At 70.0% G+C, this 23721-nt stretch carries 22 protein-coding genes; 5 read left to right on the top strand and 17 right to left on the bottom strand.

What is annotated here, in order from left to right:
- The first annotated feature begins 137 nt into the window (after nucleotides 1-137).
- On the top strand, nucleotides 138-1154 hold the full coding sequence (locus tag ACRX5W_RS23400; RefSeq protein ID WP_436790234.1) for an LLM class F420-dependent oxidoreductase: 1017 nt from the start codon (nucleotides 138-140) through the stop codon (nucleotides 1152-1154).
- 48 nt (nucleotides 1155-1202) lie between these two features.
- On the opposite strand, the gene ACRX5W_RS23395 is transcribed toward ACRX5W_RS23400, so the two are convergent.
- From ACRX5W_RS23395 to ACRX5W_RS23380, 4 genes are all read right to left on the bottom strand, one after another.
- Entirely contained in the window at nucleotides 1203-1982 is a 780-nt protein-coding gene (locus tag ACRX5W_RS23395; protein ID WP_436790233.1) for a maleylpyruvate isomerase family mycothiol-dependent enzyme, read from the bottom strand.
- A gap of 106 nt (nucleotides 1983-2088) precedes the next feature.
- Nucleotides 2089-3222 carry a prenyltransferase gene (locus ACRX5W_RS23390; protein ID WP_436790232.1) on the bottom strand — a complete coding sequence of 378 codons (1134 nt, stop codon included), beginning with the start codon at nucleotides 3220-3222 and terminating at the stop codon, nucleotides 2089-2091.
- Nucleotides 3219-3959, bottom strand: coding sequence for a class I SAM-dependent methyltransferase (locus tag ACRX5W_RS23385; protein WP_436790231.1), 741 nt, complete (start codon nucleotides 3957-3959; stop codon nucleotides 3219-3221). The genes ACRX5W_RS23390 and ACRX5W_RS23385 overlap by 4 nt, the downstream gene beginning before the upstream one ends.
- A gap of 52 nt (nucleotides 3960-4011) precedes the next feature.
- Nucleotides 4012-5460, bottom strand: a complete 1449-nt coding sequence (locus tag ACRX5W_RS23380; protein ID WP_436790230.1) for a glycosyltransferase family 4 protein — start codon at nucleotides 5458-5460, stop codon at nucleotides 4012-4014.
- Nucleotides 5461-5610: 150 nt separating this feature from the next.
- Here ACRX5W_RS23380 and ACRX5W_RS23375 point away from each other — a divergent pair, with 150 nt between their 5' ends.
- A complete protein-coding gene (locus tag ACRX5W_RS23375; protein ID WP_436790229.1) occupies nucleotides 5611-6267 on the top strand; it encodes a TetR family transcriptional regulator in 657 nt (218 codons plus the stop codon).
- A gap of 134 nt (nucleotides 6268-6401) precedes the next feature.
- On the opposite strand, the gene ACRX5W_RS23370 is transcribed toward ACRX5W_RS23375, so the two are convergent.
- Nucleotides 6402-6635 carry a ferredoxin gene (locus ACRX5W_RS23370; RefSeq protein ID WP_436790228.1) on the bottom strand — a complete coding sequence of 78 codons (234 nt, stop codon included), beginning with the start codon at nucleotides 6633-6635 and terminating at the stop codon, nucleotides 6402-6404.
- A gap of 370 nt (nucleotides 6636-7005) precedes the next feature.
- Here ACRX5W_RS23370 and ACRX5W_RS23365 point away from each other — a divergent pair, with 370 nt between their 5' ends.
- Nucleotides 7006-8133: an MBL fold metallo-hydrolase gene (locus ACRX5W_RS23365; protein ID WP_436790227.1), complete on the top strand. Its 1128-nt coding sequence runs from the start codon at nucleotides 7006-7008 to the stop codon at nucleotides 8131-8133.
- Between the two features lie 527 nt (nucleotides 8134-8660).
- Here the strand turns inward: ACRX5W_RS23365 and ACRX5W_RS23360 are convergent.
- From ACRX5W_RS23360 to ACRX5W_RS23330, 7 genes are all read right to left on the bottom strand, one after another.
- Nucleotides 8661-10370: a class I adenylate-forming enzyme family protein gene (locus tag ACRX5W_RS23360; RefSeq protein WP_436790226.1), complete on the bottom strand. Its 1710-nt coding sequence runs from the start codon at nucleotides 10368-10370 to the stop codon at nucleotides 8661-8663.
- Nucleotides 10371-10508: 138 nt separating this feature from the next.
- Entirely contained in the window at nucleotides 10509-11693 is a 1185-nt protein-coding gene (locus tag ACRX5W_RS23355) for an FAS1-like dehydratase domain-containing protein (RefSeq protein WP_436790225.1), read from the bottom strand.
- A 13-nt stretch (nucleotides 11694-11706) separates the two neighbouring features.
- Entirely contained in the window at nucleotides 11707-12690 is a 984-nt protein-coding gene (gene acuI, locus ACRX5W_RS23350; RefSeq protein ID WP_436790224.1) for an acrylyl-CoA reductase (NADPH), read from the bottom strand.
- A gap of 212 nt (nucleotides 12691-12902) precedes the next feature.
- The gene (locus ACRX5W_RS23345; RefSeq protein ID WP_436790223.1) at nucleotides 12903-13655 is read right to left on the bottom strand and encodes an enoyl-CoA hydratase/isomerase family protein; all 753 of its coding nucleotides are present in this window, start codon (nucleotides 13653-13655) and stop codon (nucleotides 12903-12905) included.
- A 14-nt stretch (nucleotides 13656-13669) separates the two neighbouring features.
- The gene (locus ACRX5W_RS23340; protein WP_436790222.1) at nucleotides 13670-14941 is read right to left on the bottom strand and encodes an acetyl-CoA hydrolase/transferase family protein; all 1272 of its coding nucleotides are present in this window, start codon (nucleotides 14939-14941) and stop codon (nucleotides 13670-13672) included.
- Nucleotides 14938-15828, bottom strand: coding sequence for an HpcH/HpaI aldolase/citrate lyase family protein (locus tag ACRX5W_RS23335; protein WP_436790221.1), 891 nt, complete (start codon nucleotides 15826-15828; stop codon nucleotides 14938-14940). The genes ACRX5W_RS23340 and ACRX5W_RS23335 overlap by 4 nt, the downstream gene beginning before the upstream one ends.
- Nucleotides 15825-17003 carry a CaiB/BaiF CoA transferase family protein gene (locus tag ACRX5W_RS23330; protein WP_436790220.1) on the bottom strand — a complete coding sequence of 393 codons (1179 nt, stop codon included), beginning with the start codon at nucleotides 17001-17003 and terminating at the stop codon, nucleotides 15825-15827. Before ACRX5W_RS23330 ends, ACRX5W_RS23335 begins: the two co-directional genes overlap by 4 nt.
- 309 nt (nucleotides 17004-17312) lie before the next feature.
- Here ACRX5W_RS23330 and ACRX5W_RS23325 point away from each other — a divergent pair, with 309 nt between their 5' ends.
- On the top strand, nucleotides 17313-18794 hold the full coding sequence (locus ACRX5W_RS23325; protein ID WP_436790219.1) for a class I adenylate-forming enzyme family protein: 1482 nt from the start codon (nucleotides 17313-17315) through the stop codon (nucleotides 18792-18794).
- Nucleotides 18795-18971: 177 nt separating this feature from the next.
- Complete coding sequence (locus tag ACRX5W_RS23320; protein ID WP_436790218.1) at nucleotides 18972-19748, top strand: SDR family NAD(P)-dependent oxidoreductase; 777 nt, start codon at nucleotides 18972-18974, stop codon at nucleotides 19746-19748.
- 83 nt (nucleotides 19749-19831) lie between these two features.
- Here the strand turns inward: ACRX5W_RS23320 and ACRX5W_RS23315 are convergent, their stop codons facing one another.
- The 5 genes from ACRX5W_RS23315 to ACRX5W_RS23295 all read right to left on the bottom strand — a co-directional run.
- Nucleotides 19832-20386, bottom strand: a complete 555-nt coding sequence (locus ACRX5W_RS23315; protein ID WP_436790217.1) for a nuclear transport factor 2 family protein — start codon at nucleotides 20384-20386, stop codon at nucleotides 19832-19834.
- The gene (locus ACRX5W_RS23310; protein ID WP_436790216.1) at nucleotides 20376-21257 is read right to left on the bottom strand and encodes an SDR family NAD(P)-dependent oxidoreductase; all 882 of its coding nucleotides are present in this window, start codon (nucleotides 21255-21257) and stop codon (nucleotides 20376-20378) included. Before ACRX5W_RS23310 ends, ACRX5W_RS23315 begins: the two co-directional genes overlap by 11 nt.
- Nucleotide 21258: 1 nt before the next feature.
- A complete protein-coding gene (locus tag ACRX5W_RS23305; protein WP_436790215.1) occupies nucleotides 21259-21816 on the bottom strand; it encodes a nuclear transport factor 2 family protein in 558 nt (185 codons plus the stop codon).
- Between the two features lie 120 nt (nucleotides 21817-21936).
- Nucleotides 21937-23373, bottom strand: coding sequence for an aldehyde dehydrogenase family protein (locus ACRX5W_RS23300; RefSeq protein WP_436790214.1), 1437 nt, complete (start codon nucleotides 23371-23373; stop codon nucleotides 21937-21939).
- Nucleotides 23374-23443: 70 nt separating this feature from the next.
- Nucleotides 23444-23721, bottom strand: a 278-nt coding sequence (locus ACRX5W_RS23295; RefSeq protein ID WP_436790213.1) for a thiamine pyrophosphate-dependent enzyme, incomplete at its 5' end; no start/stop codon positions are given.

Genomic DNA, 23721 nt, shown 5'->3' with positions numbered 1-23721 from the left:
GCCGCAATCACCGCGGCGGACCCCCCCTCGGCGTTGATGCCCCCGCATCCCCCGTGGCGCAGAACTATAACGTGTTCTACAGTGCGAGCGGATGCTGACGCCCCATCAGGGGCGCTCCCGGTGCGAGGAGGCACGCGATGCGGCTCGGTCTGCAATTCGGCTACTGGGGGCGCGGGCCCACACCCGGTTTCGTGGAAACCGCCCAGGAGGCCGAACGCCTCGGCTTCGACACGGTCTGGACCGCCGAATCGTGGGGCTCCGACGCGTTCACCCCGCTCACCTGGATCGCCGCGCACACCTCGCGCATCGGCCTGGGCACCGCGGTGACGCAGATGACCGCACGCACGCCGACCGCCACCGCGATGCACGCCCTCACGCTCGACCACCTCTCCGGCGGGCGCGTGACCCTCGGCCTCGGGCTGTCGGGGCCGCAGGTCGTCGAAGGCTGGTACGGACGACCGTTCCCGGCGAGCCCCCTCACCTTCACGCGCGAATACGTCGACGTGATCCGGCAGGTGCTGCGCCGGGAGGGCCCGGTCGAGCTCGACGGGCGGTACGCCGAGCACCCCTACCGCGGCGACGACGGGACCGGCCTCGGCAAGCCGCTCAAGCCGATCACCCACCCGCTGCGCGCCGATCTGCCGGTGTTTCTGGGCGCCGAGGGGCCGAAGAACGTGCACTTGAGCACGCAGATAGCGGACGGGTGGCTGCCGCTGCACTGGTCGCCGTACAACCATGGCGCGTACGCCGACGCGCTGCGCGACAAGCCGGCCGGCTTCCGGATCGCGCCGATCGTGCAGGTCGCGGTGCACGACGACCTCGCGCAGGCGATGCTGCCGATCAAGGCCGGGATGGGCTTCTACGTCGGCGGCATGGGCGCCAAATCGCGCAATTTCCACGCGGACCTGATGCGGCGCTTCGGATACGGGGACGCCGCCGACAAGATCCAGGACCTCTTCTTCGCCGGCCGCCGCGACGAAGCAATCGCGGCGGTGCCGGACGCGTTCGTGGACGAGATCGCGCTCGTCGGGCCGCCGGACCGCGTCCGCGAGCGCTTCGCGGCGTGGGCGGCGGACGAGCATGTCACGGACATGATCGTGACGACCCGCGACCTGCCGACGCTGAAGCTCCTGGCGGATCTGGCGAACGGCTGACCGGCCGCACCGCTGGAACGGTTGGACCGGCTGGGGCCGGCCACCGCACTAGATCGCGGACAGCTCAAGCCACTTGTCCAACACCGCCCGGTCGCCGAGGACTTCCGCATCTCCGGCCGCCTTCACGCTCTGCCGCCGCAGCAACACCCGCATCACCGCCGCCGCGCCGCCGCGCAGGGCCGCGTCGCCCTTCGCGTGGCCGCGCTCCCAGGTGTAGCCCGCCGGTCGCAGCGTGATCGTCCACTCCCCCGCACGGTCGCCGCCGCTGGTGTGGATGTGCAGTGTCTCGCCGTCGCCGTACGCCGGAAGGTCTTCGGCCCGGCCGCCCCGCGGGACGATCGTGAGGAGTTCGTCGATCGTGTCGACGGCGACCTCGGGGGCGACCTTTGGGTCGACGCCCAGCGCGAGTTCGGCGTCGACGCGGTGGACGAGCGTTTCGTGCAGCATGCGCCGGCTCCAGAACCGCGCGTGCGGCACGGGGCCGAACGTCCACGCGGCGGCGTCGGGGTCGGCCTTCCCGAGATCCGCTGCCGCGCGGCGGGCGCCCGCGGCCAGCCAGTCCGGGAGCCCGGCCGGGTCGTCGGGCAGGCCCAGGTCGAGGCTGCGCCCGGCGACGGGGGTGTCGCTCGCCCCGGCCCGGACGATCGCCGCCGACCAGGCGTGTGCCGTCCCGACGTGTTTGACCAGCTTGGCGAGCGTCCAGCCGGGACACGTCGGCACCTCGGTGCCGAGATCCGCGCCCCGTGCGGCGTCCGCGAGCCGGTCCGCTTCCGCCACGAACATGTCGCAGTACACGTCGTGGTCCCAGCCGTACAAAGGTTCCGCCATGGCCTGCCCCTGTCTGTGTCCCTGACGCCCGGGGAATCGGTTTGCCCCACTCATTCGTACCCGCCCGCCCGTGCCGTCCGCGACAACGGCACGTACGCGCGGCCGTTCAGTGTGGGTCGGCACACAGCTCCGAGTCGCAGCGCACCTCGGTCGGGGCGAGGCCGATCGGGAGGGCCGCGTCGGCGTAGGTGTCCTCGCCTCCGAAGATCGTGGTTGTCGCGGGTTCGCCGCCGAGGACGGCGGTGGCGAGGATCATCGCGCCGGCCGTCCACGCGGTGCGTTCCTCGGGCCAGATGGCGTCGTCCTCGAAGACGTAGCCGGTCCAGTAGAGGCCGTCGTCGTGGCGCAGCCGCTGCACCCACGAGACGATGTCGACCGCGCGGTCGCTCTGGCCCAACGCCCACAGTGCGATGGCGAGTTCGCAGCTTTCCGCGCCGGTGACCCAGGGCCGGTCGGAGACGCAGCGTGCGCCGAGGCCCGGGACGACGAAGGTGTCCCAGTGCTCGGCGATCCGCGCCTCGCCGGCTTCGCCGCGCAGGGCGGTGCCGAGGATCGGGTAGTACCAGTCCATCGAAAAGCGGCTTTTGTCGAGGAACCGCTCGGGGTGCGCGACGACCGCGTGGCCGAGCCGTCCGGTGGCCAACTCCCAGTCGGGCTGGGGCTCCCCGAGGTGGTCGGCGACCGCGAGGGCGCAGCGCAGGGCCTGGTACATGCTCGACGAGCCGGTCAGCAGCGCGTCGTCGACGGGTGTGCCGTCGGCTTCGCGCTTCCAGCGGATCTCGCCGCCGGGGGCCTGGAGGTCGAGGATGAACTGCGTGGCGGCGCGCAGGCGCGGCCACATGCGGACGAGGAACTCCTCGTCGCCGGTGAGGAGATGGTGGTGCCAGAGGCCGACCGCGAGGTACGCGGTGAAGTTGGCCTCTTTGTTGTGGTCGGTGACCTCGCCGTCGGTGTACGCGGCGTACCACGACCCGTCCGGGTTCTGCCGTGACGCGAGCCAGCGGTAGGCGTTCTCGGCGAGGTCGTGGCGTCCGGCGACGTCGAGGGCCATGGCGGCCTCGGTGTGGTCCCACGGGTCGAGGTGGCCGCCGACGAACCAGGGTATGGACCCGTCGGGGCGTTGGACGGCGGCGATGCCGTCGATCGTCGCGGCGATCTGATCGACCGTCAGGACACCTTCGAGGGCGAGGAGTTCGAGCGCCTCCCGGCCCGTGCCCTCAGGGGGCCGACGGCGGGTCACGCGGCCTCCCCGGGGGCGGTGGAGGCGTGCGGCTTGACGGCGTAGACGACGAAGCTCTTGCCGATGAGCGGGTTGAGCGCCTTCTCGGCCCACCGGGTCGCGCGCGGCGCCTTCATGATGTCCCACACCAGCAGCTTGTGGTACAGGCGTACGGGCAGCGCCTGGTCGTTGTCGACGCCGACGGCGCACTTGATCCACCAGTAGGGCGCGTGGAGTGCGTGGGTGAAGTGGTCGGCATACGGCTCGAATCCGGCGGCCTCGATGCGTTCGAGGAGTTCGTGGCCCTTGTAAATGCGGATGTGGCCGCCTTCGACCTCGTGGTAGGCGTCGGAGAGCGCCCAGCAGACCTTCTCGGGGCCGTAGCGCGGCACGGTCATCGCGGCGAGTCCGCCGGGGCGCAGGACGCGGTGGATCTCGGCCAGGACGCCTTTGTCGTCGGGGATGTGTTCGAGGACCTCGGAGATGATGACCTTGTCGAACGTGTGGTCGGGGAACGGAAGTGCGAGCGCATCACCGGTCACCGCGGCGGCAGTCGCGGTGGCGGGGGCCTCGCCGGCCTCGGCCATCGCGGCAAGCATGCGGTCGACTTCGCGCACGTCCTGCTCGTTGCGGTCGAGCGCGACGACGTGGGCGCCGCGCCGGTAGGCCTCGAACGAGTGACGGCCGCCGCCGGCCCCCAGGTCGAGGACCCGGTCTCCGGGCGCCAGCGGAAAGCGGGAGAAATCCACGGTGAGCAAGTCGGCGGCTCCGTCTCCTGTGCAGAACTGCGGTGCGGTGCGAGTGCGGGGTTCAGGGCTTCTCGGGCTGCCCGGCCTGCGGGGACCGCGCGGTGGCCCCTGCGGCGCTCTGCCCGGCGCTCTGCGCCGCGTGCGCTGCCATCGCGGCTCGGTAGCGTTCGGCGGTCCGGGCCGCCGCGTTGCGCCACGTGAAGCGTTCGAGCACGCGGGCCCGGCCGTTGCGGGCGAGGCGTGCGCGAAGTGCGGGCTCGTCGAGGAGACGGCCGATGGCCTTGCAGAGGGCCTCGGGGTCGCCGGGCGGCACCGCGAGGCAGGTCTCGCCGTCGGGTCCGGCGACTTCGGGAATCGCGCCGCCGGTGCTGGCCACCAGGGCGGTGCCGCAGCTCATGGCCTCGGCGGCGGGGAGCGAGAAGCCTTCGTACAGCGAGGGGACGCAGGCGACTTCGGCGCTGCGTATGAGGTCGACGAGTTCGGCGTCGGTCAGGTCGCTGACGAACCGCACGGCACCGGCCAGGCCGAGGCGTTCGATGGCCTTGAGCACGGGCCCGTCGGCTTTCGGGCGGCCGACGACGACGAGTTCGGCGTCGCGTTCGGTGCGCAGTTTGGCGAGCGCCTCCACGAGGTGGATGAGTCCTTTGAGGGGAACGTCGGCGCTCGCGGTGGTGACGATCCGGCCGGGGACCTCGGGGACGGAGTCGCTGGGCGAGAAGAGCTCGGTGTCGGCGCCTATGGGGACGACGCTGATGCGCTCGGGGGCGACGTCGAGGTGTTCGACGATCTGAGCCTTCGAGGAGCCGGAGACGGTGATGACCTCGGCGAGGCGCGCGGAGACGCGCTTTTGCATCGCGGTGAAGCCGTACCAGCGGCGCAAGGTGATCTTGCGGCGGAGCGTGGCGGCTTCGGCGATCTCCAGTTCGCGGTCGACCGTGATCGGGTGGTGGATGGTCGTGACGAGCGGGAAGCCCATGCGCGGCAGGGCGAGTTGGCCGTAGCCGAGGGTCTGGTTGTCGTGAACCACGTCGAACTCCCCGCGCCGGCCCTTCAGGTGCCGGGCGGCGCGCAGCGAGAACGTCAACGGCTCGGGGAATCCCGCGGTGAGCATGCCGCCGACTTCGAGGACGTCGATCCAGTCGCGGTATTCGCGCAGTTTCGGGAGCCGGAAGGGATCGGGTTCGCGGTACAGGTCGAGGCTGGGCAGCTCGGTCAGCTTGACCGGGTTCCCGGGGACGTCGTCGACGACGGCGTACGGCGGGCCGGTGATCACTTCGACGTGGTGGCCGAGACGGGCCAGCTCACGGGAGAGGTGGCGGACATAAACTCCCTGGCCGCCGCAGAATGGGTCGCCGCGGTACGCCAGAAGCGCGATGCGGAGCGGCCGTTCGGCGGCGGAGGGGGCGACGTCGGCCTCGGAATGCGTGACCGCGGCGTTCCTCCGTATCACGAATGGCCCCCTTTTGACGTTCTTCGGCGTGGTGGTCGCGTAACCTAGAACAGGTTTCATTCTTGGCCCGTCGAAGACTGCAAGATACCGCCGGGTACCGGTCATACAGGGCCCTGCGTGATCTGTAACACATGCGGCGGCCGGGATCCGGGTGGCGCGCATGCCATGCCGGTGTCCGGCTTGCCCGGAACGACAACACACGGACGGACGATGACGACGTACACGAAGGCCGCGGGCGCGCCGCTGACGGAACGCCAGGAAGCGCGCCGGCGCAGGATTCTGCGGGCCACGACCCGCCTTGCCGCGCAAGGCGGTTACGAGGCGGTGCAGATGCGCGAGGTCGCGGAGCTCTCGGAGGTCGCGCTCGGCACGCTGTATCGCTACTTTCCGTCCAAGGTGCACTTGCTGGTGGCCACCATGTACGACCAACTGGACCAGTTGGGCAGCCAGTTGCGCCGCAAGCCCAACAAGGGGCTGCCGCCGCGCGAGCGAGTGGTCGACACGCTGCTGCGCGCGTTCCGGGGCATGCAGCGCGAGCCGCACCTGACCGAGGCGATGATGCGCGCGCTGCAATTCGCCGACCGGTCGGTGTCGGCCGAAGTCGACGGTGTGAGCCGCATCACGACGCAGATGATCTTCGAGGCGATCCACGACGACGCGTCGGTGCGGCCGAGCCCGGAGGAACTGGCGGTCATCCGCGTGATCACGCACACCTGGCACTCGTCGTTGATCTCGTGGCTCAACGGCCGCGCGTCGATCGCGCAGGTGCGGCTCGACATCGAGACGGTCGCCCGGCTCATCCCGGAGCCGGAGCGAGCGGGCCCCGAACCGGGCGGGCACTGGGCGGAACCCTCACCTTCGCGCTGAGAACGCAAGAGTCGGCGCCGACCGCTGCGACGGCTGCTCCGTGTCAGGGATCCGGCGCGCCGACCATCGCGCCGGATCCCCGTCGCCGGGCGGCGGGACCCGCGCACCTGCTCCGCCGCCCGCAGCCGCGGATCTCACTCGTCCGGCGGGAACACCGTCTCCCCCGTCTCGGCGTCCACGATCGTGATCGCCTCGACGGGGCAGCTCTCGGCGGCGTCCATGATCGCCTCGGAGGAGTCCGTGATCTCGCGGACGGGATGGGACTGCCGTCCCCCGTCGAGCGTGAAGTCGCCCGGTGCGCCGCCGACGCACATGCCCGAGCCGATGCACACCGACCTGTCGACTTCGACACGCCACTTGTCGCCCATCGCGTACCTCACCTCTCGTGGTCCCGGTCTCCCGTGACGCTGTCCCGTGCCTGTCCACCGGCCTGCCGGACGCTCCCGGCGTACGTGCCCGGCAGCCCCGCGAAGAGCTGACCGCTGTCCAACACCGCACTCGCCCGGGCTGTCCGTCCCGGCTCTCCCGGGCGACCCGCCGGAGCGCCGTACGCGGCCGACGAGTAGAACAGATATCAGGTGACGGGCGCGGCAACAACGGAAACGAGGCACAGAGTGAGACGGGAATCTCGCCGGGCGCGCGGCGGAAGTTCAGCCCCGCCGGGGCATTTATTAAACGTCGTCAATTATATTGCCCGGAGAGAAGTTGCACTCTGCACCGATTTTGGGGAGGACGCTCATGGCGGCCACGGAACCTGACAACGCGACGTCCGCCGCGGACGCCTCTCCCGCCGGCCCGGCACCGACCCACGACGACGCGGCACCGGTCGCGGCGACCGACCTCGGCGGCGGTGTGTGGACCATCCCGGTGCCGATCCCGGACAACCCGCTGGGCCACACGCTGGTCTACGTCCTGGAGAGCGAACGCGGCCCGGTCCTCGTCGACGCCGGCTGGAACGACCCCACCTCCCTCGCCGCGCTCACCTCGGGGCTGGAGTCACTGGGCACCTCGATCTCCGACGTGCACGGCATCCTCGCCACCCACAACCACCCCGACCACCACGGCCTCTCCCAGGCGGTCGTCGACGCGTCCGGCGCGTGGATCGCGATGCACGAGGCGGACGCGGCCCAGGTCGAGATGATCAACACGGCGCCGCGCACCCAGTGGCTCGATCACCACATCGCGACCCTGCGCGCCGCCGGGGCACCGCAGGACGCCATCGACGCCGTCGTCGACCGGCGCACGGCCCCGGCCCCGCTCGTCGAGAAGCCCCGGCAGCTCTACGCCACGCCGAACCGCAGCCTCGTCCACGGCGAACTCGCCGACGTGAAGGGGCGCGACGTCCGCGTCATCTGGACCCCGGGCCACACCCCCGGCCACGTGTGCCTGCACCTTGAGGAAGGCATCGGCACCGGGTCCGCCCGCGCCGGCCGCCTGCTGTCCGGCGACCACCTGCTGCCCGGCATCACCCCGCACATCGGCCTGTACGCCGGCGACGCGACCGGCGGCGAGTCCGACCCCCTCGGCGACTTCCTCGCCTCCCTGGCCCGCGTCGCCGCGCTGCCCGTCACCGGCGTACTCCCCGCCCACCAGCACCTCTTCGACAACGCCGCGGGCCGCGTCGAGGAGATCGTCGCCTTCCACGAACGCCGCCTCGGCTCCCTCCTCACCCAACTCCAGTCGTCCCCCCGCACCCTGTGGGAAATCGCCTGCGGCATGGAATGGAACCGCCCCTGGGAGGAACTGGGCGCCCAGAACCGCATCGTCGCCGTCAGCGAGGCCGCGTCCCACCTGCGCCACCTCCTCAAGCGAGGCCAGGCCGCCCCCGTCAACCTCGACGACCCGATCCGCTACGCGGCCGCCTGACGCAGCGCGGCCTGCGGGGCGTCGATGACCGGCCAGGCCGCGCATCGGCGCCGCGGAGCCCCCGAGGAAGGCGCCGGCGGCTGACACACGGCCACGATGCGCCCGAGTCAACCCCGGGCGGTCGCGTAGTTTTTACGCTGTCACGCTCGGTTTTCCATCGAACACGCTTAGCGTTCCTCCGTTGGCGCGTCGCCGCCGGGTCCACGCTGGACCCAGCACCCACGCGAGAGGAGCACGATCGCCATGGAAGCAGCGAAAGCTCATGGGACGCCCCTCCCCCACGAGGCATTCGCCCTGCGGGTGCGCGACGAACTCGCCGACTACCTGCATGTGCCGGACGACGGCTCACGCGTGGAGATCGTCGGAGGGGAGATCGTCGTAAGTGGAAGTTCGGCGAGACCATCGCGTTGCCCGATCCGTACCACCTGGACATCGAAACCGACGACTGGCAGCCCTGGATCGCGCGAACACCAAACGGACGCCGCCCTGTCGCCGTGGCGGCGTCCGTTCGTCGTCCCCCGAGTCCGCTACCCCTGCAACCGCTTCGCGGCCAATTCGCGCAGGTCGCCGGATTTGATCTTCGCGTTGCCGGTCAGTTCTATCTCGTCCTCGCGGAAGAACAGCACCTGGCGCGGCACCTTGTAGCTGGCGAGGCGTTCCTTGAGGAACAGGCGGATCTTTTCGGCGTCGAGGGTCGTGTTGTCGTGCGGCACGATGCACGCGACGACGATTTCGCCGAGGGTCTCGTGGGGGACGCCCACGGTCCGGGCGACCTTGACGCCGGGATAGGCGATCAGGGCCTCGTCGACTTCCAGCGGGGAGACGTTCGCGCCGCCGGTTTTGATGATGTCGGTCAGGCGGCCCTCCCAGTAGAGCCGTCCGTCCTCGTCGAGGTAACCGCCGTCCCCGGTGTGGAAGAAGCCTTCGGGGTCGAGGGTTTCGTCGAGCGGGGTGCCGATGTAGCCGAGCATGAGGGTCGGGCCCTTGATGCAGATCTCGCCGCGTTCACCGCGGGGCAGCACGTCGCCGGTCAGGGAGTCGACGATTTTGACGGTCACGCCCGGCAGCGGCAGGCCATAGCTGCCTTTCATCACCTCGTCGGGGGTGTTGGCCGGATAGCCGGTGGTGAGGGTGAAGGTCTCGGTGTTTCCGTACGCGTGGCCGGGCTCGTGCCACGGGTCCGATGACACCGAGGGGTGGCGGGCGAACGGGCTGGAGGCGTCGGCGAAGCGCATGCTGCCCAGGTCGGTGTCGGCCCAGTTGGGGGCGCCTTCCAACTGCGCCCATTGGTGCGGCCACGCGAAGGGGAAGTTGACTTTTTCGGCCTGCATGAGTTCCAGCGCCTCGGGCGCCGAGAACGTGGGTTGCAGGATGATCGCGCCGCCGCTCGCGAAGGTCGCGCCGAGAACGATCGCGAAATTCCCGGACCAGAAAAGGCCGTTCGCGGTCCAACTGCGGACGTTGTCGGCCGGGCTGAAACCGTACAGGCGCCGCATGCGCCACAGTTGGATGGAAACGCCCCGGTGTGCGCTGAGGATTCCCTTGGGCCTGCTCGTGGAGCCGGACGAGAAGAACAGCACGGCCGCGTCGCTGGGTTGCGCGGCGGTGGCGGTGGCCTCGACGAGTTCGCGTGGTTCGGCGGCGCCGCGGGCCAGGAACGCGTCCCAGGTGTCGATGGCGGTTCCGGGTGCGGCGTCGCCGATCATCGCGAGGTGCCGCAGGAACGGGAACTCGGTCGATTGGAGGGTGCCGGATCCGGCCGTGCCGATCTGCGGCTCCAGTTCGGTCAGGACCTCGGCGAAGTCCTTCGTGAGGACCGCGCGTTCGAAAAGCAGCACCGAGACGCCGGAGACGCGGAGCATGTGGTCCAGCTCCGACGGCGTCGAGAACGTGCTGATCGTGACGGCCACGCCGCCGGCGAGCGCGGTGCCGAACACCGCGGAGACCCACTCGGGGCGGTTCGTCATCAGGACGCCCACGCGGCTGCCCTTGCCGACGCCGCGCGCCCGCAGTGCGCGGGCCACCTCGATCGAGCGTTCCCACAGATCGGTGTAGGTCCAGCGGGTGACCCCGTCCGCGGTCGGGAAGACCAGCGCCTCGCGATCGCCGTATTGCTCCGTCACCTCGCGCAGGAAACCCGGCAGGGTGAGCGCCCCGAGCCCCGGCTCCGTGCCGAGCGGCGGACCCGACGCGATGGACGGCGTCCGCGCGGAGTCAGAGTGTGCGTCCGTACCCATCACTCACTTCCCTGTCGCTCTCGGGCCGTGTCGGTGCTGCGCGTGGAAAGGTTCGCCGGCTCCCGCGGCCCGGCCGATCGACGGAGGATCGATTGGACAAGGGCCGGGCCGCGGGAGCCGGCGAAGATTCAACTCACATCACACGAACGGCAATTCGACTTCAGCCGTGCAATCCACGAGTACCCCGCCGTCCTGGTTGGTGAGCCGGAGCTTCACCTGGACGAGCGGCACGCCCCATGCCGACGCGGGCTCCTTGGCGATGACCTCGCCGTCGAAGTACGTCACGTCGCCTTCGAACGCCGGGCCGCGGAAGTCCGCCTTGGTGTGGCGGACCATGCCGTCGTGGCCGGCCCAGTACGCGAGATAGTCGGTGCACCAGGCGCCCATCGTGGCGCCGTACCCGTACGCGCGCGCCATGCCGACCTCGCCGGCCTTCTCCTCGTCGATGTGGCCGCGCGAGGGCCCGACGTACAGGCCGTCCCGCAGGCGCGGGTCGATCTTCGCGCCTTCCTCGTCGAAGCCGAAGCCCTCGACCCAGCCCGGGTCCTGGTAGACCCACGGGTCCTCGACACCTTCGGGGGCCACCCACTTGAAGGTGCCCCAGATGTTGAAGATGAAGGCGCGGTACTCGGTGGTGAAGCTGGCGATGCTGTGCGGGCCGATGACCCGGCGCGGCAGCTTGTCGCCGACGTTCACCTCGTCGAAGCGGGGGGAGACTCCCGTCCGGTTCGACATGAGCCACTCGGTGCGCAGCTTCTCGACCTCGCCCAGCTCGGTCGGGGTCCAGCGCTTCTTCTCGCCGAGCTGGTTCTCGTACATGCCGCGCTTCTCGGCCTCGGCCGCGCTGTAGCGGATCGCGGTCGAGCGTTCGCGGGCGACAAGGGCACCGTGCTGGTTGCGGTGGGTCGTGTCGCCGCGCGAGAACATCGTCGGGCCGGCGAACTTCGTTTCCGTGATCTTGTAGTCGTGGAAGCGGCGTTCCTGGAAGAGCTGGTCGCCGGGCCGTATGGGGGTGCCGTAGAACCACCATTCCTCGCCGCCGAAGATCAGGTGGCTGCCGGGGATGTAGCCGACACACGCGGGGGCGGCGCCGTGCCCGTAGTCCAGGCCGACCGCGATGGACTGCGGTGCGATGAGGCCGCCGTACTTGGTGGATTCGGCGAACTCCGTGTCCCAGTGCAGCGGGTTGGGATAGTCCATCGCCATGACCCAGCGGCGGATGTCGGACTTGCTGCACGGCTCCCAGAGCTGGCCGCCGCCGATGGGCTTGCCCACACGGTGGTCGACGTCGGTGAGGTCGAGTTCAACGGGTTTGTCGCTCACAAGTACTCCCGGTTTATCGGTTGACGTCGACGACGATCCGGCCGCGGACTTTCCCTTCGATCAGCTCGCCTGCCGCACCGATGGCCTCGGCCAGGGCGACGTCCCGGGCGATCGCGTCGAGGGCGCCCGCGTCCAGGTCGCGGGCGAGGCGGTCCCAGGCGGCGAGGCGGGGCGCCGCGGGCGCCATGACGCTGTCGATGCCGAGGAGGGAAACGCCGCGGAGGATGAAGGGGGCGACGGTCGCCGGGAAGTCCATGCCCTGGGCGAGGCCGCACGCGGCGACCGCGCCGCCGTACCGGGTCTGCGCGCAGGCGTTCGCGAGGGTGTGGCTGCCGACCGAGTCGACGACGCCCGCCCAGCGTTCCTTCTGCAACGGCTTGCCGGCCTCGGAGAGTTCGGCGCGGTCGAGGATCGTGGTGGCGCCGAGCTGCCGCAGGTAGTCGCCCTCGGACGCCTTGCCGGTGGCGGCGGCCACGGTGAAGCCGGCCTTGGCCAGCAGTGCGACGGCCACGCTGCCGACGCCGCCGGTCGCCCCGGTCACCAGGACCTCGCCCTGGTCGGGGCGGACGCCGTGGTTCAGCAGCGCGTCGACGCACAGGCTCGCGGTGTAGCCGGCCGTGCCGATCGCCATGGCCTGTCGGGCGGTGAACACCGACGGCAGCGGTACGAGCCAGTCCCCGTTGAGCCGGGCGCGTTGGGCGAAACCGCCCCAGTGGGTCTCGCCGACGCCCCAGCCGTTGAGGACGACCCGGTCGCCCTTCTTCCAATCCGCGTGCGCGCTGTCGGTGACGACACCCGCCAGGTCGATGCCCGGCACCATCGGGTATTTGCGGACGATAGGCGACTTCCCGGTGATCGCGAGGGCGTCCTTGTAGTTCAGTGAGGAATATTCCACGTCGATCGTGACGTCGCCGTCGGGGAGCTGCGCCTCGTCCGCCTGAGTGAGCTCAACCGTCTGGCTCTTCTCGACCTTGTCGATCAAAATTGCCGCAAACATTGCAGGAACAGTCCTTTCTCAATTTTTCCTCGGGTCACCGAACCCGGCGTCCGAGGAATTTTCGAGCGACACTTCGAGCAGTTACGCAGTATGTTGCGGCCGGGACGTTTGCGGCGCTGATCTCCCACTCCGAGAACGCCGTTCTCGCGTGCGGGTACGATGCTCCCACACGGCGTGAGCCGCGTCAACGCCCGCACGCGATCGAAACACCGTTATCGTCCCTTCCACTGCGGCGGACGCTTTTCCGCGAAAGCCCGCGGCCCTTCCTGGGCGTCTTCGCTGTGGTAGCAGAGCTCCGAGGCCTGCCGAGCCGCTTTGAGGGCCGCCGAACGGCCCATTTCCGTGGAGATCATCACCGTCTCGCGGGCCGCCCGCACCGAAAGCGGCGCGCCGTCCAGGATCTCGCCGGCCAGCTCCAGCGCGGCGTCCATCAGGTCCGCGGGCTCCGCAAGACGGTTGACCAGGCCGATCTCATAAGCCCGTTGCGCGGTGATCGGTTTTCCGGTGAGAAGGATTTCCATCATGATCCGCTGCGGGATCATGTGGATCAGCGGCGACGCCCACGGAGAGCTCCGGCCGACCTTGACCTCCGTGATCGCGAACCGCGCGGTCGTGGCGGCCACGCACAGGTCGCAGGCCTGGGCGATCATCCAGCCGCCGGCGAAGGCGACGCCGTTGACCGCCGCGATCGTGGGTTTCGACAATTCGACGGTGTCATAAGGCAGCGGAAACATGTCGCGGGGCGGCACCCGCATTCCCGTCTCCACCATTTCCTTCAGATCGCCGCCCGCACAGAAAGCCTTGTCGCCGGCACCCGTGAGAATCGCCACGCGCAAATTTTGGTCGCGTTCGAAGCGGTCCCAGGCGTCGGCCAGACCCTCGCGTACGTCCCGGGCCAGGCAATTGCGGGTATCCGGCCGATTGAGGGTGACGACGGCGATTCCGTCGCGCCGGGCCTCGAACAAGACGGCGTCGCTCATCAAAAACCCCTCCGCTGCATCGTGTGCGCCGCCCGCGCCAATTCCTCCTGAAAATCGGGATGCGCGATGGCGATCAGCCGGCGGGTGCGCTCGGCAATGGTCTGGCCCTTGAGCTCGGCCGCACCGAATTCCGTCACGATCACGTCCACGTCGGCGCGCGCGGTGGTCACCGGCCCCGAGAGATCCACGGTGATCCGGCTGATCGTGCCGCCTTTCGCGGTCGCGGGCAGCGCGATGATCGCGTGCCCGCCCGGCGAGCGCGCACCGGCCCGGACGAAATCCACCGAGCCACCGGTGCCGCCGACGTACGAGGCCCCGCTCTGTTCGGCGTTCACCTGGCCGGTCAGGTCGACTTCGAGCGCCGAGTTGATGGTGACGAGTTTGTCGAGCTGCGCGAGCACGGTCGCGTCGTGCGTGTAGGACGTGGCACACATGCGGATGCCGGGATTGCGGTCGGCGAATTCGTACAGCCGCTTGGTGCCGATGAGCGCGCCGTTGATGGACACGCCGCGGTCGATGCGCTTGCGCGCGTTGGTGACGACGCCCGCCTCGACCAACTCGACCAGGCCGTCGCCGAGCATGCCGGAGTGCACGCCGAGGTCCCTGCGGTCGTGCAACAGGCGGAGGATCGCGTCCGGCACCGCACCGACGCCGGTCTGGATGACCGAACCGTCCTCGATGTAGGCGGCGGCGTGCGCGGCGATGAGTTCGTCGGTCGTGCCGATACTCGCCGGCGGGACCACGACCGGATCACGCGCGACGTGCACGGCGTAGTCGATCGCGACCCCCGGCAGCAGCTCGCCGTGGGTGTAGGGCACCGCCTCGTTCACCTCGGCGACGACGACGCGCGCCTTCTCGACGGCGGCCCGCACGTAGTCGCTGATCAGCCCGAAGCTGTGGTTCCCCGCCGCGTCGGCGGGGCTGACCTGGACGAAGGCGACGTCGCAGCCGATGATCCCGGCTTCGATCATCGGGCCGACCTGGCTGACGTGGACCGGAACGACGCTGAGCCTGCCCTCCTTCGTCAGAGCGCGCAGCGCGCCGATCGCGCCCATGCTCGACAGCGCGAACGACTCCGTCGCCGCCGGGGTGAACAGCCCGGAGAAGCTGGTCGCGATGAAGGCCGACAGCCCGCCGATGTCGCGGCCCTGCTCGATCAACGCCTCGATGAGCGTGGTCGGTTCGCCGCACGCCTGACCGATCACGATGCGGTCGCCCGGCCGCAGGAACCGACCCAGGTCGACGTCGCCGGCCTGGGCCACGACCGTCACGCGCGGCCTCCCGACGCCAGCAGGGCCTGCGCGCGGGCGAGGTGCGGGCGGTCGAGCATCGCGCCTTTGTGGCCGATGGTCCCGGCACCGGGGTTCGCGGCGAACAGGTCGACGATCTCCCGGGCCGCGGCGAGTTCTTCCTCGGTGGGGGTGAAGGCCGCGTTGATCACGTCGACCTGGTCGGGGTGGATGGCCAGCATGCCGCGGTAGCCGTCGCGGCGCACCTTCTCGGCGCGCCTGCGCAGCCCCTCCAGATCGCGGAAGTCGCCCTGGATGGTCTCCACCGCCGCGACCCCGGCGGCGGAGGCACCCAACAGGCAGAGGCTGCGGGCCAGTTCGTACGTGAACCCGTAACCGCCGTCCGGGTTGCGGTTCTCGCTCGCGCCCACCGCGTCGGCGAGGTCCTCGGCACCCCAGGTCATCGCGACCATCCTCGGCGCGCCCTGGTATGTGCCGGTGGTGAACATCCCCTCGGCGGTCTCGGTCACCAGGACGATGACCTTCGTCGCGCCTTGTTCGAGTCCGGCGGAGACCTCCAGCGCCGCGAGGTAGTGGTCGAGGGTCTCGACGTCGGCCCGGCCGCGCGACTTGGGCAGCATGATGCCACCCGGCCCGGCAGGCACCACGGCCGCGAGGTCGGCCAGCGTGTGGGGGCCGTCCAGCGGGTTGACGCGCACCCACAGGCGGCGCCGTTCCTCGGCCGAGCGGGCGGCCAGGAACTCCGCGACCATCTCCCGGGCTTGCCGCTTGTGTTCGGGGGCGACCGCGTCCTCCAGATCGAGGAGCACGATGTCCGCCGCGCCGCCCGCGGCCTTCTCCATCTTGCGTGCGCTGTCGCCCGGGGCGAACAACCAGGAACGTGCGCTGAAGCTTGTCGTGGCGGTCATTTCTTCCCTGATCCCTCGGATGCGGTGTCTTTCCCGTGTTTCCCGATCTCGTCCAAGACTTCCCGGGTGTGCGCGCCGAGCCCGGGGGCGGGTCCGGCGATGCGGCCGGGAGTACGCGAGAACCAGGTCGGCACCCCGGGGAAACGCACCGGGCCGTGCGGCGTGTCCACCGTCTCGAAGAACCCCGCATCGTTCAGGTGGGGGTTGTCGAACAGCTCGTCCAGCGTGCGGACGGGCGCGGCGGGGATGTCCAGGGACCGCAGCAGTTCGAGCCAGTCCGCGGTGGTGCGGGTCAAAAACGTCTCGGCCAGGTGGGCGTAAACCGTGTCGATCCGGGCGGCCCGCTGCGCGAGGGTGGCGAAGTGTTCGCCCGCCCACTCCGGTTGCACCGCGCCCACGAACGCCGACCACTGCTTGTCGTTGTAGACGAGCGCGGAGATGTAGCCGTCCTTGGTGGGATAGGGCCTGCGGTTGGCCGTCACGGCGCGGGGATAAACCGCCGGGCCCAAGGGCGGGTCGAACATCGCGCCGTTGGCGTGTTCGACCAGCATGAACGCGGCCATCGTCTCGAACATGGCGACTTCGACCTCTTGGCCTTCGCCGGTCCGCTCACAGTGGAACAGCGCCATCATCGTGGCGTACAGCGCGGTCATCCCGGCGATCTTGTCGGCCATGATCGTGCCCACGTAGCCGACTTCGCCGGTGAGCTGCTGTTGCACGAACGGCAGGCCGCATTCCGCCTGGATGGTGTCGTCGTACGCCGTGAGGTCGGCGTCCCGGCCCTTGCGGCCGTATCCGTAGCAGTTGGTGTAGACGATCGACGGGTTGAGGGCCGCCACGTCCGCGTAGCCGAATCCGAGCCGTGCGATCGCCTTCGCGCGCATCGAGTGGATGAACACATCGCTGCCTGCGACGAGTTCGCGCAGCGCGTCCTTGCCCTCGTCGGAGCGCAGGTCCAGCACGACGCTGCGCTTGCCGCGGTTGACGTTGACGAAGACCCCGGCCATTCCCGGTTCGGGCCCCACCGAGATGTGGCGGGTGTTGTCGCCCGCGGGGGGCTCGACCTTGACGACGTCGGCGCCCATGTCGGCCATGATCTGGGTGCAATAGGGCCCCATTACCATCGCCGTCAGGTCGAGGACACGCACTCCCGACAGGGGTCCGGTGTGGGTCATGCGGCCGAACCTTGGCGCGCTGCGTGCCGAGAGGCCCGGAAGGTCCGGCGGTCGGCGAGCGGTGCCGGTGCCGGTGCCGCGAACGACACGAGACCCGCACGGGTTTGAGCGCCCGTGGGGCGTGCCTGAGAAATCCGATGTCCGCCCTGGCCTGGCATCACCATCTCCTGCCGAGTCTCGCGTCGGCGCCGTACCGGCCGCCGTCTCCCCGGTGCGAGCCGCACCAGGGGGTGGATCGGCTGTCTCGGGGACGGTTCCCATCCACACTATAGTGTGAATCCTTGCAAGGATAGTGCTATACAAGAGGCCATGACGATCGCCAAGGTGCTGGACACCGCGCTCGCCTCCCGCCCGCACGCCCCGGCGATCGAGGCGGCCTCGGGCACGTGGTCGTACGCCGAACTCGACGACCGGGCACGGCGAGCAGCAGGCGCACTGTGGGCACTCGGCGTGCGCCCCGGCGACCGCGTCGCCGCGTGCCTCCCCAACGATCTGGACATCGTCGCCGCCTTCCACGGCGCGCAGCGGATCGGCGCGATCTGGGCCGGCATCGGCGAAGCGCTCTCGGCTGGCGAGCAGCAGGACCTGTACGACCTGTGCGAGCCGGCGGTCGTCCTGGCCGGCCCGCGCTCCCTGCTGAGCGGCCCCCACTGCGTCGACCCCGACCGGTGGGCGAAACTCATGGCCCGCGACGAAGCCGCCCCCGACGTCGAGACAGACGTCGACGCACCGGCCGGGATCGCGTTCACCAGCGGAACGTCCGGGCGCTCCAAGGCGGTTGTGCACAGCCAGCGCAACCTGCTCCTGCCCGGTGCCACACTCGTCGCCACCCGGGGCTACGGGCCGGCGCTGCGCAAGGGCGACAGCTTCCCGCTGACGATCCTCAACCTGATGGTCCTGTCCACGCTGCTCACCGCCCAGGCCGGCGGATGCGCGGTGATCATGAACCGCCGCGACGTCGACGGCGTCGCCGAATGGATTTCGACCCGCGAGGTCACCGTGTGGAACGGCGCTCCGGCGCAGATCTACGACCTCGCCGCCCGTCCCCACCTCGATCTCGGCTCGCTGCGCGAGGTGTGGAGCGGCGGCAGCGACACCCCCGACGCCCTCCGGCGCTCGTTCGCCGAGGCGCACGGCCTGCTGCCGCGCGTGACGTACGGCCTGACCGAGGCGCCGACGGTCGTCTCGATCGACCCGGTCGGCGACACGTGGCGTCCCGGCACGAGCGGGCAGGTGCTGCCGCAGTTCGACGTCGCGGCGTACGACGACGACGGCCGCCGACTGCCGCCCGGCGAACTCGGCGAACTGCGTCTCGGCGGCCGGGACTCCGGCCCGTGGGCAGGTGCCTGGACCCCCATGCTCGGCTACTGGGAGCAAGGCGGCGTGCGGAAGCCGGAGCCCGGTCCGTTCGCGACCGGCGACATCGGCACCGTCGACGCCGACGGATGGCTGAGCGTGCTGGACCGCAAGAAACTGGTCATCATCCGAGGCGGAGCGAACGTCTACCCGCTCGAAGTCGAACGCGTCATCGGAGCGCACCCGGACGTCGCCAAGGTCGCCGTGTGCCCGGTGCCCGACGATCGCCTCGGCCAGCGCGTCGCCGCCGTGGTCGAAAGCTCCGGTCGACCGCTGGACTTCACGGCACTCGCCGAACTGTGCCGCAGCGAGCTCGCGCCGTACAAGGTCCCGGAGATCTGGAAGCAGGTCGACGCACTGCCGGTGAACGCGATGGGCAAGGTGCAGCGCACGGAGTTGCCGGGGCTCGTGGCCCCGAACGCCCCGGAAGCGTGACCGGCTTGACGACCGCGGCGGCCCGGACGACCGTGATGACCCCGACGACCGCGACACCAGCGACACCAGCGACACCAGCGACACCCGCAACGACACAGCCAGGCCGGTAGGACGACGGCGAACCCGGGGATCAGGCCTGCCGGGCAGGCTGTGCCCCGAGGCCGAAGGGAGACACAGGTGGCACCGGATCACGATTACGCCGCACGTATGTTCGGACTCGACGGCCGCGTGGCGATCGTGACGGGTGCCTCGTCCGGCCTCGGCGCGTCGGTCGCCCGCGCGCTGGCCGCACTCGGCGCGCGGGTCGCCGTGGTCGCCCGCCGACAGGACCGGTTGGCCGAACTCGCCAAGGAGATCGACGGGTTGCCGGTCGTCTGCGACCTGTCCGACCTCGAACGCGTCGGATCCGTGGTCCCGACGGTCGTCGACGGCCTCGGAGCGCCGACGATCCTGGTCAACGCCGCGGGCAACATGTTCACGGAGGAGCGCGCCGAGTCCGAACCGCTCGACGCCGTCCGCAAGACCCTCGACCTCAACCTGGTCGCCCCGATGCTGCTCGCACAGGCGGTGTTCCCGCACATGCGGGACGCGGGCGGCGGCTCGATCGTCAACATCTCGTCCATCAGCGGCCGGGTCGGCCTCCCCGGCATCCCGCAGGCCTCGTACGCCGCGAGCAAGGCCGGCCTGTCCGGCCTCACCGCCGAACTGGCCGTGCAGTGGGCCCGGCACTCGATCCGCGTCAACACCGTGGCCCCCGGCTTCTTCCGGAGCGAGATCACCGACGTGCTCTACGAGAGCGAACGCGCGGCGGAGTATCTGCGCCGCAACACCCCCCTGCCGAAGGAGGGAACGGCCGAGGACATCGTCGGCGCGGTGCTGTGGCTCGCGGGGGACGCGGGCGGCTACGTCACCGGCCAGACGGTGGTCGTCGACGGGGGCTGGACCGCGCGCTGACCCGGAGTCCCGGGCGGGCGGGACACCCGCGATCCGACGCAGGTGTCCCGCCGCACCGATGCCCCGGGGGGCCGTTGCCCGCCTCACTCGCCCGAAGGGATGCTCTCCGCACGCACATTGACCAACGGCCTTTGGTAGGAAGGGTCTTCCTTGCTCCGCGACGGGGCACCGTTCGCGAAGATGTCCGGGACGTCGGCGAACGGCAGCGGCATCGTCGGGAGCATGCCCGACCACTCGATCACGTTCGTGCGCAGGGCGATCCGCCAGGCGCCGCCCCGGCGTTCGAGGCGGTCGATGTACCGGCCGCCGGCGATCCAGTTCGTCTCGTCGCGGTTGCGGCCGACGAACATGTAGTACGTCTCCGTGTGCGCCGTGTGGCCGGAGATCTCGCACGTGTGGTTGAGCAGGTTGTGCTGCGTCGCCACCTGGCCTTCCTCGTGCATCGCCTGCGCCCAGTCGTACAGCGCCTTCGGGCTCCCGACGAACGGGCCGGCGGCGATGGTCGCGTCGGAGTGGAACGCCGAGAGGAACAGCTCCCGGTCGAAACGGTCCATGCCGCGGCTGAACCGGCCGAGGCATTCGAGGATCTCCTGCCGGTCGAACAACCGCTCCAGGCGGGCAGTGCGTTCAGCGTCCACGGGGTGCCTCCACGATCGGGTGCCAGATGGGCGAGCCGCGTTCGGCCCGCAGCGACGGGACGACCTTGCCGTCGACGTCGGTGATGCCGTAGTCCTGTGCGACCTCGGCGGTGATGAACGTGCCGCCGGACCGGCGCATGACCTCCGGGTCGGCGGCGAGGGCCGCGATCACCCGCCCGGGGTGTTCCGTACTGCAACCGATCGCGGGGTTGGTGACGATGCGTTCCTTCATCGCGGGGTCGCGTTCGAGATTCCGGTTCGCGCGCTCGGTGAAGGTGAGGCCCTGCCACAGCGACAGGGAGGCGACGTTGTACGGCTCCAACTCGATCGCCATGTCGCGCGCCATCCGGTCGACGGCGGATTTGCAGGTGCCGAAGACGACGCCGTAGGTGTAGGTCACGCCGACGTAGCCGGAGATGGCGACGATCAGGCCCGATTTCCGCGGCGTCATGATCTTCGCCGCGTGCCAGGCCGCGACGAAGTTGGAGCGCACGCCCACATCCACCATGTCCCAGTTGGACAGCGGCTTCTCCCAGAACGGCCTGGGCTCGGTGAGGTCTTCGGGCAGTGCGAAGGCGTTGTTGACAAGGATGTCGAGCCGGCCCTGTTCGCGTTCCACCTGGGTGAACAGCGCCGCGACCTGGTCGTCGTCGGCGTGGTCGACCTGCACCGCGATGCCCGTGCCGCCGCGCGCGTCGACCTCGGCGGCGGTCTCCCCCACCGTGCCGGGCAGCGGGTGCGTACCCGGCGTGACCGTGCGGCCGGTGACGTAGACGGTCGCACCTTCCGCGCCGAGCGCGAGCGCGATCCCCTTGCCGATTCCGCGGCTGGCGCCGGTCACCACGGCGACCTTGCCGGTAAGCGAGCCCATGTCAGGCGTCCTTGTCGGCAGGCTTGCCGAGCGCACCGAAGAAGTCGGTGCTGTGGTCCCCGAACGCCCGGCCGACATAGTGGTCGCCGCTGAAGGGAGCGCCCATCAGACCCTGCGACCAGTCGACCGAGACACCGAAGTCCTGGGACCAGTCGTACAGCATCGTCCGCTGCGCGATACGCCATTCCCCGCCGCGCTTTTCGAACCGGTCGAGATAGCGCCCGCCGAGTGTGACGTCGCGCTCTTCCTCGCCCATGTCGATCCGGTGGTACGAAAGGGCGTGTGTTTCCACGAGTGCCGTGTCGCCCTGGATTTTGACGACGCTCTGCCCGAGGAAATGCTGCGTCACCGGAATCGCCGGCGACCCCGGGACGACCCAGGCGAGGTATTCGTCGAAATTCCCCGCGAACATGCCGTAGTCGATGGTCGCATCCGGCCAGTACGCCGCCGTGATCATTTCCGCGTCCCGGCGGTCCTCGCCACGCGCCAGATCGGCGATACACTCACGGATATTCTCGCGGGCGAGCAGGTTTTGTATTTCCTTGAGATTGGCATCCACCGCAAACACCCCTTTGCAGTAACAAAAGCTGGGAATCGCTGGAAAGGCGACGGCCCGTGGTGTCCGCGGCTTCGGTGCAGACGCCGCACAGCCATGGGCCGTCGCGCAAAGAGGCTCAACTCATGACGCGGCCTCTTCGGGCGCGTACCCGAGCACGCCCTTGGTCTCCAGGTACTCGTGGAAGCCGCCTTCGCCCCACTCGCGCCCGTTCCCGCTCTGCTTGTAGCCGCCGAAGGGGGCGTGGAAGTCGAACGCGTCGTTGATCACGACCCAGCCCGCCCGGATGCGGCGGGCAAGGGCGCGCGCGGCCTCCAGGTCGGTACCCGCGACGTTGCTGGAGAGCCCGTACGGGGTGTCGTTGGCGATCTCGACGGCGTGGTCGAGGTCGTCGTACCCGATGATCACCAGCACCGGCCCGAAGATCTCCTCGCGGGCGATGACCATGTCGTTCTTGACGTCGGCGAAGACGGTCGGCTTCACGTAGTAGCCCTTGTCCAGACCGTCGGGCCGCCCGGTGCCGCCGGCGACGAGGGTGGCGCCCTCGTCGATGCCCTTCTGGATCAGCGCCTGGATGCGGTCGAACTGGCTCTTGGCCACGACCGGTCCGATCACCACGTCGGTGTTCGGGTCCCCGACGGTGATCTGCGCGGCGGCTTCCTTCGCGGCGCGGGCCGCCTCCTCCATGCGCGACCGGGGCACCAGCATGCGTGAGGGCGCGCTGCACGTCTGGCCGGAGTTGCCCATCATGTTGCCGACGCCCTTGGCGACGTTCTCGGCGAAGGCGTCGTCGTCGAGGATGATGTTCGGGCCCTTGCCGCCCAGTTCCTGGGTGACGCGCTTGATCGTGGTCGCGGCGTTCTTCGCGATCTCGATGCCGGCGCGGGTCGAGCCGGTGAACGACACCATGTCGACGTCCGGGTGCTGCGACAGCGGCACACCCACCCCGGGACCGTCGCCCTGGACGAGGTTGAACACCCCGGCGGGCACACCGGCCGCGTCCAGGATCTCGGTGAACACCTGGCCCACGAACGGCGTCCGCTCGGACGGCTTGAGCACCATCGTGCAGCCGGTCGCCAAGGCCGGGAAGACCTTGACGGCGATCTGGTTCATCGGCCAGTTCCACGGCGTGATGAGGCCGCAGACACCGATCGGCTCCTTGATGACGCGGGTGGCGCCGCGTTGCTCCTCGAAGACGAAGTCCTCAAGGATGCCGATCGCGGTGCTCAGGTGCCCGGCGCCGAGGCCGACCTGGAAGCCGTTGGCCAGCGACGCCGGGGCGCCCATCTCCTCGGTGAGCGCGGCGCCGAGGTCGGCGGAGCGCTTCTGGTACTCGTCGAGGATTGCCTGGAGGAGGTCGAGCCGCTCTTTCCGGGTGGTCGCCGACCAGGTGGGGAAGGCCGCGCGGGCCGCCGCGACGGCCTTGTCGACGTCGGCGGCGGAGCCGAACGCGACCTTGCCGCAGACCTCTTCGGTGGCCGGGTTGACGACCTCGGAGATCCTCAGCTCCGCCGGATCGGTCCACTGGCCGCCGATGTAGAGCTTCAGGTATTCACGCATGACTCGTCCCACTCCTCCTTGACTGCTCAATGGACGTGCAACTGGTGTGCTCCCCGGCGTGGCACCGGCGTCACTGCGTGCCTTCGGCGTACCAGGTCCGGAACTCGTCGTAGCTCGGCATTTCCTCGGAGTTGGCCTTGGGGTCGACCGCGACGTGGATGACGCCCGGCTTGCCGCTGGCGTACGCGCGCTTGATCGCGGGCGCGATGTCCTCCTCGCGCTCGACGTACTCGCCGTAACAGCCGAAGCCCTCCGCGACCTTGTCGAGCCGCGTCTCCTTGCTCCAGTGGGTGCCGGTCTCGCGCGATCCCTGGCCGAACGTGCGTTTGTAGACGCCGACTTCGAGGC

It is taken from the genome of Yinghuangia sp. YIM S10712 (assembly GCF_051388935.1).
Lineage (GTDB): Bacteria > Actinomycetota > Actinomycetes > Streptomycetales > Streptomycetaceae > Yinghuangia.
Note: the sequence above shows the minus strand (reverse complement) of the source record. Positions and strands in the feature narration are given on the sequence as shown.